We start from the raw sequence: 12,215 nt of genomic DNA, 5'->3' as shown, positions 1-12,215 counted from the left end.
TGCTATCTTTATATTTGTGCATTCATTGGACAGTGAGTAAATAATTTAGAACGTCAGCTGCTTTCAGCTCTGTCAGTGCTCCCGGCGCTGTTGTTATACTCATTTCGTTTTTCCAGAAGGGTTTTTTTATGATATAGGGTACATCCAAAACTGTATGTTTACCACTTAACGGACTTGTCCCGTGATCGGCACAGACATAGATCCGCGTATCAGGGGAAAGCTCGTCTAAGATTATACGGAAGAATTCGCGATCGATTCGTTCGATGAAACTGATTTTCTCCCTCAAGTCATAGCGATGAGCTGCTTCATCGGTACCATTGATATGAACAAAGACGAAATCATGATTATCTAACATGGCACACGTTGTTTTCGCCTTTAAGATGAGATCCGTATCCGTGTCCCCGGTCATCCCGGTAGGATTGGCAAGGGTCATACCCAGGGCTATAGCAATACCCCGAGCGATCTCCGTACCGCATACTGCAGCGGCGTTCAACGAATATAATTCCTGAAAGGTTGGCAGACTGCTTTTTTCCGAGATACCCCATGGATATAAGATATACGTTAGCTTATCCTCCCGATAATTCTTTAGTTTTTCCATGGCGGCTGATACAAATTCTTTTAGGATTGGTGCCTTGGCACAGATATCCGCCAGTAAGACGTCAACGTTATCCCCCACATATTCATGAGGCGGGTAGTTTTTACATCGTAACGCTTGAAAATACCTTTTCTTCATAATCAGGAGATTACGGTAATCAGACAAATGGATCAACCGGATGTCCATGGGGGTATCATTGATCGCTTCGACAGCCTTTTTCATCTCGATGTGAGTGAGGTTCCCGCCGTTAAAGGAAATCAAGTGATTGCTGTTGTCCACAGCAGCAAGATTACAACGCAGGACAACTTCATCGTCTTCAAGTTTATAGCCGTTTGCCAGAAGCTCAAGCGATGCGCGGCTTTGCGGATAGTATACCGGGTCTATACCCAATAAGTTCAGAATACACGGCATACTCTCGGGTGTATAGCCTTGAGGGCAGGAATCAAAGTATCCGGTAACCGCGCCGGCGGCTAATCTGTCCAGATTAGGATGGTGAGCAGATTCATATGTGGTCTGCCCGTTTAGTTCATTCATTTTTTCATCAGCGAGCCCATCAATAATGACCATGATGGCTTTCATCATTTATCACATCCCTGAAAGCAGCAATAAGTCTTAAATTATCCTCATGGTTTTTTACAGCAATGCGATAGAAGGCATTGCTCAGATTAATATAATTTGCGCAGGAACGTATCATGATGCCTTTTTCCAGCATCTTAGCAGCTAAATTCGTAACAGCCGTTTTAAAGAAGATGTAATTTGCTCTGGAACCAAACACCTGGAACCCCAGGTGTTTTAATTCTCGGATAAGAAATTCCCTTTCGTCTTTGATCAGGATCTCGGTGCGTCGCAGGTAATCTTTATCCTGCAATGCACAGATACCGGCAAACTGGGCCGGCGCGGAAACACTCCAATCCTGCCCCGCCATTCGGATTTTCTCCAGCAGAGCCATGTTTGCTGTTAAAACATACCCCAGACGAAAACCAGGCATCGCAAATATTTTCGTAAATGCTTTGAGGATCAGCATATGATCATTTTGTTTTAACGCGCTTTGGACAGAATATTGCGCGCTGTTTTCAACAAAATCCATAAAGCATTCATCGACGACAACGATTGTCCCTGTTGTCCGGCATTTGGCGATGATTTTAAGCATCAGTTCCTTTGAGCACAGCTGCCCAGTCGGGTTATTCGGATTGCAGATAAAAAGCATATCCACACTATTGTTAATCTGATTCAGTATCGCTTCCGTTACTGAAAAATGATTGGCTTCCAGCAAGGAATAATAGTCGATTGAACAATCCACGGTATGCAGCGCTTTTTCATAATCTGAGAATGTCGGGGCAAAAAGCAGCGCTTTTTGTGGTTTTAAGGCCAGAACCAATCGAAAGATGATCTCCGCAGCGCCATTGGCCGCTAAGATAACCGTGTGATCGACGTTTTCATACTCTGCCAAAGCCGCGATCAGCTCCCGACAAAATGGATCCGGATAATTAACGCATTCATCCAATGATTGAAGCACAGCGCGTTTAACGGCTTCAGGAAGGCCCAGCGGATTCACATTGGAGGAGTAATCCAGGATATCGTCCCGCCCTGTTTGTTTTCTGACCGAATAAATATCGCCGCCGTGGCTGTATTCATACATATCGCTTGTTTACCTGCCTTCATCGTATTGGAATTTTCTCAATCCCAGCATCCGGGTAAATATGATCAGTCATCGCATCCAGCAAACGATCCCAATCCTTACTATCGACCCGATGACCAGACCGACAAGCGATGTGGTTATCATCAGACGATTAGCACGGGGGATATCCTCCGCTTCGATGTCACGGATAGGATCCCCAATCGTCGGTTTGACGACAAGTTTCCCAAAATAATAATTACTGCCAGCGAGTTGAATATTTAAAGCTCCGGCACATACAGCTTCTGTATGTGCTGAATTCGGACTGGAATGATTGTGGCGGTCACGCCGATAGATCCTCAGGGCATTTGGAAAATCCATCCGAATCAGCCAGACCGCGGCCAACATGAGATAGGCTGAAATCCGAGCTGGCAAATAATTGGCCACGTCATCCAGCTTTGCAGCAAACCTGCCAAAATAGAGGTATTTATCATTCTTATAGCCAATCATCGAATCCAATGTGTTGATCGCCTTATAGAGAAAACCTAAGGGTGCACCGCCGAACAGTATGAAGATCATGGGAGCGATCACACCGTCGGACAGATTTTCAGCGACTGTTTCGACAGCACCTTTGGCAACTTGCGGTGCATTCAAATTTTCGGTATCCCTGCCGACGATCCAGGATAACTTTTTCCTGGCTTCGGCGAGATCATTCTTCATCAGCTCCGCATACACTTTCATGCTTTCATCCCGTAGTGCCCGTGTTGCCAGAATCTGATAACACATGATCGCCTCCGCCGCAAATCCCAGCAGCGGACTGATCGACTTCAGCAACATAAGCAGAAGAAGAGGGACAAGAAAGGATATACCCACGACACCAACCGTTAGAATAATCCCATAAACATATTGGTTGCGGTCGGAGCCGCAGCTTAGCCGACGCAACACCCGCTCACCGCCGGAAATCATCCGGCCGATCAAACGGATTGGATGCGGTAGCCAATGGGGATCTCCCAGTATTAAATCAAGTAGGTAGCCTGTAAACAAAGTCAGTAATGTCAGCATTCTTTATTACCACGTCATCCTATTCCATATATTACTAAATTTCATGTGTATTTACAGCACTTTTTTCATTAATTCCCAGTTTTGTTACGGACTGTGCTTTATGGGTTTTATTCCAAGACAGTGGATCGATGATCAGGTGATAGCCTTCACCGTTTTTAACCTGCCAATGATAGAAGTCAACGCTTTCCGGAGAATAGGCTTCCAATAACGCCATGATGGTGCCGCCGTGAATAATGAGGGCGATATGACGGATCCCCGCAGTTTCAATTGTTGCCATTACCTTGGTAAAGCCGTCGAGGCAACGGGCTTTAAATTCATCGGCACTTTCCCCACCGGGTATCTTTCCCTTTCCCTCACTGTCCAACCAGCATTGGTATTCCGGGGTATCTTTCAGCTCATCGTATGCTTTATTCTCAAAAAATCCAAAGTTGTATTCAGCAAATGCCTCGACAATAGAAAACGGAGCGTCAGGATAGATCAATCCTCTGGTTTGGTCGCAACGGATCATCGGACTGGAAAACACATATTCGACAAGCGGATAAACTTTAGCATCAATCTTAGCTTGAAGTTCCGCAATCCCTTGAGCACAGAGTGGTTCATTGGTTCTGCCAATATAACGTCTCGCGATATTTCCTTCAGTTTTAGCATGCCGGATCAAATAAAGGTGGTATAGGTGATTATTATCCATTGGCATCACCCTTGATACAGGACGGGATCCCGCAAAAGACACGGTAGACCCGATCGGCTTGTTGTGCCAGTTGACATAGAATACGTCCGACGGCTTCCTGAAGCTCCCGGCTTTCACGGACGATCGGCACTACGGCTGAACTTAATTCATCACTGATGACAACGATTGCCGGGTTTTTGGCAATGCCTTCCATGATGAACGGCTGCGGGTCAATGCCGCTTTCCCGCAAACGTTTGACTAGATGGTGAAAATGATTGATGACTTTGCGTTGGAATGCCTCTTCGATACGGCAGACTTCACCGTCGCTAATATCGTCGGCTTGGATAGGAAGCAGACGCAGTGCGCAGGCCAGTTTACCCTGACTGTTTCCTCCGATAATCAGAATCATGGCAAAATACCTCCTAAAACAGCAGCAATCGTCAGAATTCCGGTTTCGCAAATTACAATGTAAAACCCAGCCAAATCACCCGTAATTCCCCCAAACTCTCTCTTCATCATCCGATAAAACCAGAGGAAAGAAATCATGACAAAAAGGAGCGCAAAAATGGCCGCAATAACATTAATATACACCATGGCGCAAGCACAGAAGAGGATAAACACAGCGAGTATGATCCGCAGCGCCTTCTTCGATGCATAGTCAGCAAAAATTGAAGCCAGTCCGGTCGTCCGGGCACAGGGAAATGCAACAACGACCATAGCGCCTATCGAACGTGAAAGGAAAAAACTAATAAAGACGATAAATAATAAATGCTGAGTTAAGAAAATCTCATACCACGCCGCAAACTGAACGAGAAGCAACGCGGCCGTATAAATGAGCGCAAACGCACCGACATTCGGGTCTTTCAAGATGCGCAGTTTCTCTTCCCTGTCTTTATGTGAATTTAACGCATCGATCGTATCGCAATAACCATCCAGATGGATCCCACCGGTAATGAGCACAGTCATCAATACAGCAAAAGCGGAAAACAAAGCCGGACTAAAGTAATAATAATTGCAGACAGCGAGGAGAGCCGCTAGGATCAAAGCGATAACTATACCGACAAATGGAAAAAAGACAAAGGAATAGCGCATGTTTTTATCGTTCCAACTGATTTGCGGCATCGGTAATTTGGAGTACATGGAAAAAGCGGCAACAAAGGATTCAAATAAGGTCTTTAACATGGGGCAAATCCTTCTTTCCTTTATGTATAACAGGAATAGAACAAACGGCTTCGAGTACGATATCGGCGTTGGTTCCGATCATCGTGTTGAGCTGTCCCAGAACCGAGATATAGTCCATCGTAAACGGGTCGTAGTCCGTAATGTCGGAGAAAATTGTATTGGTAACAATAACCAGGTTCGGTATGATCTGCGCCAAAGTTTGGATATCTGAACTGATTCGGTCAAACGCTTGTTTCGCATTCAGTCGCTGAAAATACATTTCATTGGCAATCAGATTGCCTAAGTCTTCCAGTAACGCACAATCGATGCCGACAAATTGCGAGGGGCTCTCAGCAAGATGATAAGCGAGCTCAAAGGTATCAAAACCTTTTCCGTGACGCATCAAGCGGTGTTTGACGACCCGATTGCGGCATTCGTCGTCGCTGACCGTCATAGTAGCTATATAGGCAATTCTTCCTTTATTGAGGTTAACGGCAAGATTTTCTGCCATGGCTGACTTTCCGCTGGCCACACCGCCGCTGACTAAGGCAATCACTATCAGTCACCACCTGCTTAAATAAATACGTTATCGAATCGGGTATTCTTCATTCAACTGCATATCCTTATGCTTTCGGCATTGCTCAATGAACGAGCGAGCAAAATCGGTATTCCCCCAAAGATGCATGTGCGGATAACCAACGGCGAGGTGCTCATTGGCATGGATACAGTTCCATTGCGCCTTACCGGAAGGTCTTTCGGCAATAAACGACTCGCCGTTGAGGGTTGAATCCGAGTAATGAAATTCATGTGCATTGATACTCTCCCCTTTTTTGCAGAGAAGATTATCGTGCTGCGCAGTCAAGGTAATGTAACCAAAACGGTGCAGTCTGTCAGTCAGCGTAGCATTTCCCTTAAGAAAACCCGCCATTTCACACTGATTGCCGTCTTTGTCCTTTATCGAATCCAACAGGTACATAAATCCGCCGCACTCGGCGATACACGGCGTCTCTTTGTCCAATAAATTACGGATCTGCTGCAGCATTGTTTTGTTCTCAGCTAATTCCTTGGCGAATATTTCAGGATAACCGCCTCCTAAGATAATTCCGTCACACGCGGGTACCATCTCATCCTTCAACGGGCTGAAATACTCAATCCGAGCCCCCATTTGCTCCAGCAATTCCAAGCTGTCCTGGTAATAGAAACAGAACGCTTTATCTCTGGCTACCGCAAGGGTCACCGCGGCAATATTCTCTATGGGATAATCGCAATAATCAATTTCTTCATTTTCCCTGGCTATTTCCATCATCTGGTCTAAATCAACGGATGCTAAAGCCTGGTCGGCAAGAAGATCAAGCTTATGCTGAAGGTTTTCTACCTCTGCCGCGGTAATCAGGCCTAAATGCCTGCTTTCTAATGAACATTCTGACATTTTGGGGAAATATCCGATAACAGCAATGTTCGTTTCGTGTTCAATCATCGATTTATATGACGGATAGAGCGCCGGTGACAGGTTGTTAAGGATTACCCCCTTTACTCGGCTGTTCGGACGGAAATTGCTAAAACCCTGGATTTGAGCTGCTATAGAGAGGGCAGCTCCGGCGCAGTTAATAACGAGGATAACCGGTGTTTTTGTCACTCCGGCCAAGTGATAGGAACTGGCAGTGGTTTCTCCGATACCCAGGCCATCGTAATAACCCATAACGCCTTCAAGGACAGCGATTTGTGACTCTCTTGCGTTTTTAACCAGCAAATATTTACACACGTCTTCGGGCAGCAGAAACAAGTCCAGATTACGTGATTTTGTACCAATTACTTCGGTATGAAACATAGGATCAATAAAATCCGGGCCGCATTTAAACGCAGAGGGTGTTAGGCCCTTCTTCATAAATGCCTGTAAAATAGCACATGTTATGGTCGTTTTCCCGCTGTTGCTGCCAGCAGCAGCAATCATAATACGGGGGATCTTAGCTATCATGATATCGTCTCTTTTCCTTTTTGATGATCGTCGCTCCTAAAACGATTCTGCGACGCACGTTCTTCTATGTACAGAAAAACTTCTTTAAGCGCGGCGGCTAAAAGAAGTTGATATACATTCCCTGCAATCCTTGGTCGATTTGCAGATTGCGTATGCAACACCTTTCATCCTCCGTGAAAAAAGTGCTTATTGTGCTCAGGCAGGTCTTCCGACTTGGTTTCAGTACAAATTCAGCCTTCCCATTGTGAACAGTGGCAACTTTGAATTTGCTCCACCATACGGCGGCGGGACCGTACAGGCATTTCACCTGTTTCCCTATTATTGCATTAATGCAACCTAAGCAGATCAATTATATCAAAAGAAAGAATCTCTGTCCACCAGCGGATACAATAATTTGTATATACATGGTAAGTATGCTATAAATATACTGAATCTGGCCTTGTACATCCTGACAGGTTTTGTTAATCTAGTACCAGGTCAATCAGAAACTTTCGTTATCACACTTGGGGGGAATGGATAAATGCAGCAAAGCCCTGAGAATCACGTGATTATGGCCAAAGAATTAAGCAAGCGTTTTGGCGATTTCACAGCTGTCGATGGAATAAATTTCTCAGTCGGCAAAGGTGAATGCTTTGGTCTCCTGGGGCCCAATGGTGCCGGTAAAACTTCGCTGGCCCGCATGATCTACGGTTTGTCGCCGTTGACTGAAGGTACTCTGTCCGTATTTAATCAGGATATTACGCTGCATTCGCGAGAGATTAAAACGCGGATCGGTGTGGTTCCTCAGGAGGATAATCTTGATCCGGAATTAACGGTTATCGAGAATCTTCTGGTATATGCTTCCTATTATCGGCTTCCCCGCGCTGTTGCCAAAGAACGGGCAGAAGAGATATTGACCTTCATGGATCTCTTAACCAAAAAGAAAGCCGTTGTTGATGAATTGTCCGGCGGTATGAAACGCCGACTGACGATTGGCCGTGCTTTGATCAATAATCCGGAGCTGCTGATACTTGATGAACCGACCACCGGTTTAGATCCGTATGCCCGACACCTTGTCTGGCAGAGGCTCCGCCAGTTGAAAGAAAACGGAACCACAATGCTACTGACGACGCACTACCTGGATGAAGCCAGTTATCTTTGTGACCGTCTGATTATTATTAATCAGGGCAAAATTCTGGAGCAAGGTGTACCCGTTGATCTGATCCAAAAACATGTCGGGAGTTATGCGCTGGAATTAGGTATTGATCCGGAAAACCAAGCTCTACTCCTGGAGTGGGGTCAGTCCTGGTTAAAGACCTCCCAGCACATCGGCGATGATCTGGTCATGTATACGAATGAGGGCCAACTTTTAACAGAAAACTTGAATCATAAAATAGCCGAGGCCCATTTGCCTGTCCGCTACCAGCGGCTGAGGCCGACAAATCTGGAAGACGTCTTCCTCAAGCTGACTGGTGAAACGCTCTCCGGTTCCCATTCGGAGACAGAAAACAATTAAAGCAGGTAAGTATATAATAGAGTCATTAATGACGCTTTAGGAGGGTCAAATGCTTAAAGCAAGCGCGATATGGACAGACATTATTATCCAGCTGTTTAAGCCGGATATCAGTTTTGCTCTGGTCTACAAAGTGTTTTTACGGAACCTGAAGGTTTTCGCAAAGACCTGGAAAGCCAATATCATGTTTAATTTTCTGGAGCCACTGCTGTATCTATGGGCCATGGGGTTTGGTCTGGGCGTCTATATTACCAAGATCAATGGCCTTTCCTATCTGGACTATCTGGCACCCGGTCTTATCGCCTCGTCCGCTATGTTTGCAGTCACCTATGAAATGACCTATAACAGCTATACACGAATGGTACGCGAGAAAATCTTTTATAGCATGGCCGTGACGCCGGTCAGCATGGATGATGTCGTAATGGGTGAAATCCTCTATGGAACGTTTAAGGGAGTTCTCTACGGTGCGGTCTTCTTTATCGTCGTGGCGCTGTTCGGAATCGCTCAGTCTTTCTCTTGTCTGTTATTATTTATCCCATTAATGCTGATGTCGGTAATTTTCTCCAACCTTTCGCTGATTTGGACCAGTATAGCTCCGAACTATGATTCTTTCGGTTATTTCTTTACCCTTTTCATATCCCCGATGTTTCTGTTTGCAGGAATCTTTTTCCCGGTTGAAGGCCTGCCTCAGGCTGTTCAGTTCCTGCCGTGGCTGACGCCGCTTTACCACGCCGTTGAGTGCGTTCGGCCTCTTGTTTTAGGACAAGTATCATCAGCCATCATCGGCCATTTAATCTGGTTAACGGTTGTCACGTTGATCACACTGCCTATCCCGCTGGTTATGGTCAAGAGGAAACTGATTCAGTAGAAATACTATTTGTATATTTTATTTCGCCAATAAACACATGCAATCCGAGCCGCTATCGTTTCTGAAACCACACCATCCTTCGCCCGTCTTTGCACAATGTCTTTTATCTCTTCGCGTTGGGTACCGGACAAATCTATTTTCATTTCCCATCGATTCACATAATGCCGGGTGGCTTCCTCGATCGTCCGCGTACTTTGACGCTGGGTATCAAGGTAGGTGATTTCCGGGTACAGCTTTCTTAGCCAAAGATAATTTAAGCAGCAATAGAGTGCTTTATTTCCATAGATATCTGCGTGCTGCTGACCGAAAAACAAACTTTTCAATTCATCATTAATGGGATCGCTGTGTTCAACAAAATGACAGAGAAAGCCATTTTCACTGCTGGCTGCAATAATCTTCTCCAAACTTTCCCGACTGAAGATGGCCGGTGACATAATGGCGGTGACCAAACTGAACTGATGCTGCCATTGAAGTTCTGACAAGTCTGCATCATGCCAGTCTAATTGGATGAACTCCGTATTGGATATATTTTGACCGGCAGAATATTGTCTGGCGTTTTTAAGCATATTTGCTGAAATATCCACGCCAACAACGTGATGTGCTTTACCGGCAAATTCGGCGGCAAACCGCCCGGGTCCGCACCCTATATCCAAAACAGTGGCATTGTGGTGCAGCAGGTGTTTGTCTTCTAATAGCGCGATAATTTTGGAGATCCGTTCGTCTGGGCGATCGGTTGAGAATTCATCCACACGGCTGTCCCAGGATTCGGCACTTCCCTCTTTATAGCTTTTCTTTCCTGGTCCCTTACTCTGCCATAATTGATCAAAGTAATCGATACTCATGATGACACCTCAATACAAAAATTTCTATTCCATTTTACCATAAAAATAATTAATTCCAATTGTCGATTGCGGGTCCTATCGGTTACAATAGTGCTTGTGCAAAATGTAAACAGTTCACTGTACTCCGTTTAAATAATAGTGTAACGTAAGCTAATCAGGCTAATGAGGAAAATGAGTTATATCGTTAAGTAATGCAGTTATATAGTAAAGGAAGATTCGATGAGTATTTTAACCGTAAAAAATTTGAGCCATGGCTTTGGCGACCGTGCTATCTTTCAAAATGTCTCTTTTCGTTTATTAAAAGGTGAACATATCGGTCTGATTGGGGCTAATGGTGAAGGCAAATCGACGTTTATGAATATTGTCACACGCCAACTGGAACCCGATGAAGGTCAAGTCGAATGGTCCAAGCGTGTTCGCGTCGGCTACCTGGATCAGCATGTTGTTCTGGAAAAGGGATCGACGATTCGGGATGTTCTGAAAGATGCTTTCCAGTATCTTTTTGCGCTGGAGACCGAGATGCTGGCCATCTGTGATAAAATGAGCGATGCGTCACCGGAAGACCTGGATGTTTTGCTCGAAGATATGGGTTCCATACAGGAAACACTGAACGATAACGATTTTTATATGATTGACGCAAAAGTGGAGGAGACTGCCCGGGGTTTGGGTTTAGTGGATATCGGCTTGGATAAGGATGTTGATGACTTAAGCGGCGGCCAACGAACCAAAGTCCTGTTAGCAAAGCTCTTATTGGAAAAGCCGGATATTTTATTATTGGATGAGCCGACGAATTATCTTGATGAACAGCATATCGAATGGTTGAAACGTTATTTATTGGATTATGAAAACGCGTTTATCTTGATTTCCCACGATATGCCTTTCCTTAACAGCGTTGTCAATCTGATTTATCACATGGACAACCAGGAGTTAAATCGTTATGTCGGCGACTATGACAACTTCTTGAAAGTATATGAAACAAAAAAGCTCCAGGTGGAGGCCGCTTATAAAAAACAGCAGCAGGAAATTGCTGACCTCGAGGATTTTGTGGCGCGCAACAAAGCCCGTGTATCCACGCGGAATATGGCCATGTCACGCCAAAAGAAGCTGGATAAAATGGACCGGATCGAGCTGGCTAAGGATAAACCCAAACCGGTTTTCAACTTTAAAGAAGCCCGGACTTCGGGCAAGCTGGTCTTAAGGACAACGGACCTTGTCATTGGTTACGGAGAGCCTCTCTCCCGCCCGATCAGCATCTCACTGGAACGTGGCCAAAAAGTCGCGTTAACTGGGGCCAACGGCATAGGAAAAACAACCTTGCTAAAAAGCATCCTCGGATTAATTCCGGCGATTTCAGGACAGGTCGAGCTCGGCGAGTTTCTCTATCCCGGTTATTTTGAACAAGAAGTCAAAGAAGCCAACTATAATACCTGTATCGAAGAATTCTGGAAAGATTTCCCCGGCTATACCCAGTATGAAGTCCGGGGTGCTCTAGCGAAATGCGGTCTAACCACCAAACACATTGAAAGTAAAGTATTAGTCTTAAGCGGCGGCGAACAAGCGAAGGTGCGTCTGTGTAAGCTGATCAATAAAGAAACCAATTGCCTCCTGCTCGACGAGCCTACCAACCACCTTGACGTTGACGCCAAAGAAGAGTTAAAACGCGCGCTGAAAGCGTATAAAGGCAGCCTTCTGCTCATCTGCCATGAGCCGGAATTCTATCGGGATATTGTCACTGAAGTATGGAATTGCGAGTCCTGGACGACAAAATTATTTTAAGACAAATAAGAATTTGCGAAATCGGTAGCGTTTAAGTCTTTTGGCTTTCTGTGCTATTCCTTGCAGGGAGGTTCGCATCAATTTCTCCTATCTGCCTGTCCGGTTGATGTTTCCTTTGCAAGCTGCATACTCCTGTTAACCCCTTCCCCATGTGGCCGGCTT

12 protein-coding genes and 1 riboswitch are annotated in these 12,215 nt (G+C 45.3%); of the genes, 3 read left to right on the top strand and 9 right to left on the bottom strand.

Annotation, left to right across the window (positions count from 1 at the left end; genetic code table 11):
• Positions 1-22: 22 nt before the first annotated feature.
• From LPY66_RS11275 to LPY66_RS11240, 8 genes are all read right to left on the bottom strand, one after another.
• The gene (locus LPY66_RS11275; protein ID WP_337984435.1) at positions 23-1,177 is read right to left on the bottom strand and encodes an alkaline phosphatase family protein; all 1,155 of its coding nucleotides are present in this window, start codon (positions 1,175-1,177) and stop codon (positions 23-25) included.
• The gene (locus LPY66_RS11270; protein ID WP_337984434.1) at positions 1,149-2,234 is read right to left on the bottom strand and encodes a pyridoxal phosphate-dependent aminotransferase; all 1,086 of its coding nucleotides are present in this window, start codon (positions 2,232-2,234) and stop codon (positions 1,149-1,151) included. Before LPY66_RS11270 ends, LPY66_RS11275 begins: the two co-directional genes overlap by 29 nt.
• Before the next feature lie 69 nt (positions 2,235-2,303).
• Positions 2,304-3,272 carry an adenosylcobinamide-phosphate synthase CbiB gene (cbiB, locus tag LPY66_RS11265; RefSeq protein ID WP_337984433.1) on the bottom strand — a complete coding sequence of 323 codons (969 nt, stop codon included), beginning with the start codon at positions 3,270-3,272 and terminating at the stop codon, positions 2,304-2,306.
• A gap of 34 nt (positions 3,273-3,306) precedes the next feature.
• Positions 3,307-3,960 carry a histidine phosphatase family protein gene (locus LPY66_RS11260; RefSeq protein ID WP_337984432.1) on the bottom strand — a complete coding sequence of 218 codons (654 nt, stop codon included), beginning with the start codon at positions 3,958-3,960 and terminating at the stop codon, positions 3,307-3,309.
• Positions 3,953-4,348: a bifunctional adenosylcobinamide kinase/adenosylcobinamide-phosphate guanylyltransferase gene (locus LPY66_RS11255; protein WP_337984431.1), complete on the bottom strand. Its 396-nt coding sequence runs from the start codon at positions 4,346-4,348 to the stop codon at positions 3,953-3,955. The genes LPY66_RS11260 and LPY66_RS11255 overlap by 8 nt, the downstream gene beginning before the upstream one ends.
• The gene (gene cobS, locus LPY66_RS11250) at positions 4,345-5,121 is read right to left on the bottom strand and encodes an adenosylcobinamide-GDP ribazoletransferase (protein ID WP_337984430.1); all 777 of its coding nucleotides are present in this window, start codon (positions 5,119-5,121) and stop codon (positions 4,345-4,347) included. The genes LPY66_RS11255 and cobS overlap by 4 nt, the downstream gene beginning before the upstream one ends.
• A complete protein-coding gene (locus LPY66_RS11245; RefSeq protein WP_337984429.1) occupies positions 5,102-5,656 on the bottom strand; it encodes a bifunctional adenosylcobinamide kinase/adenosylcobinamide-phosphate guanylyltransferase in 555 nt (184 codons plus the stop codon). Before LPY66_RS11245 ends, cobS begins: the two co-directional genes overlap by 20 nt.
• A 30-nt stretch (positions 5,657-5,686) precedes the next feature.
• A complete protein-coding gene (locus LPY66_RS11240) occupies positions 5,687-7,075 on the bottom strand; it encodes a cobyrinate a,c-diamide synthase (RefSeq protein ID WP_337984428.1) in 1,389 nt (462 codons plus the stop codon).
• A 181-nt stretch (positions 7,076-7,256) separates the two neighbouring features.
• Positions 7,257-7,430, bottom strand: a riboswitch (cobalamin riboswitch).
• A 165-nt stretch (positions 7,431-7,595) separates the two neighbouring features.
• Between LPY66_RS11240 and LPY66_RS11235 the strand changes: the two genes are divergently transcribed.
• The gene (locus LPY66_RS11235; protein WP_337984427.1) at positions 7,596-8,570 is read left to right on the top strand and encodes an ABC transporter ATP-binding protein; all 975 of its coding nucleotides are present in this window, start codon (positions 7,596-7,598) and stop codon (positions 8,568-8,570) included.
• Positions 8,571-8,619: 49 nt separating this feature from the next.
• Entirely contained in the window at positions 8,620-9,435 is an 816-nt protein-coding gene (locus LPY66_RS11230; protein WP_443112430.1) for an ABC transporter permease, read from the top strand.
• A gap of 5 nt (positions 9,436-9,440) precedes the next feature.
• Here the strand turns inward: LPY66_RS11230 and LPY66_RS11225 are convergent, their stop codons facing one another.
• Positions 9,441-10,277 carry a class I SAM-dependent methyltransferase gene (locus tag LPY66_RS11225; RefSeq protein WP_337984426.1) on the bottom strand — a complete coding sequence of 279 codons (837 nt, stop codon included), beginning with the start codon at positions 10,275-10,277 and terminating at the stop codon, positions 9,441-9,443.
• A gap of 219 nt (positions 10,278-10,496) precedes the next feature.
• On the opposite strand from LPY66_RS11225, the gene LPY66_RS11220 reads away from it, so the two are divergent.
• Entirely contained in the window at positions 10,497-12,053 is a 1,557-nt protein-coding gene (locus tag LPY66_RS11220; protein ID WP_337984425.1) for an ABC-F family ATP-binding cassette domain-containing protein, read from the top strand.
• Positions 12,054-12,215: the final 162 nt, after the last annotated feature.

It is taken from the genome of Dehalobacter sp. DCM (genome assembly GCF_024972775.1).
Classification (GTDB): domain Bacteria; phylum Bacillota; class Desulfitobacteriia; order Desulfitobacteriales; family Syntrophobotulaceae; genus Dehalobacter.
This window is presented reverse-complemented; position numbering and strand designations above follow the sequence as displayed.

Bases quoted from the DNA above. Each gene is read 5' to 3' on its own strand.
- cbiB (WP_337984433.1), bottom strand. From the start codon at position 3,272: ATGCTGACATTACTGACTTTGTTTACAGGCTACCTACTTGATTTAATA.
- LPY66_RS11275 (WP_337984435.1), bottom strand. From the start codon at position 1,177: ATGATGAAAGCCATCATGGTCATTATTGATGGGCTCGCTGATGAAAAA.
- LPY66_RS11225 (WP_337984426.1), bottom strand. From the start codon at position 10,277: ATGAGTATCGATTACTTTGATCAATTATGGCAGAGTAAGGGACCAGGA.
- LPY66_RS11255 (WP_337984431.1), bottom strand. From the start codon at position 4,348: ATGATTCTGATTATCGGAGGAAACAGTCAGGGTAAACTGGCCTGCGCA.
- LPY66_RS11220 (WP_337984425.1), top strand. From the start codon at position 10,497: ATGAGTATTTTAACCGTAAAAAATTTGAGCCATGGCTTTGGCGACCGT.
- LPY66_RS11260 (WP_337984432.1), bottom strand. From the start codon at position 3,960: ATGGATAATAATCACCTATACCACCTTTATTTGATCCGGCATGCTAAA.
- LPY66_RS11270 (WP_337984434.1), bottom strand. From the start codon at position 2,234: ATGTATGAATACAGCCACGGCGGCGATATTTATTCGGTCAGAAAACAA.
- LPY66_RS11235 (WP_337984427.1), top strand. From the start codon at position 7,596: ATGCAGCAAAGCCCTGAGAATCACGTGATTATGGCCAAAGAATTAAGC.
- LPY66_RS11230 (WP_443112430.1), top strand. From the start codon at position 8,620: ATGCTTAAAGCAAGCGCGATATGGACAGACATTATTATCCAGCTGTTT.
- LPY66_RS11240 (WP_337984428.1), bottom strand. From the start codon at position 7,075: ATGATAGCTAAGATCCCCCGTATTATGATTGCTGCTGCTGGCAGCAAC.
- cobS (WP_337984430.1), bottom strand. From the start codon at position 5,121: ATGTTAAAGACCTTATTTGAATCCTTTGTTGCCGCTTTTTCCATGTAC.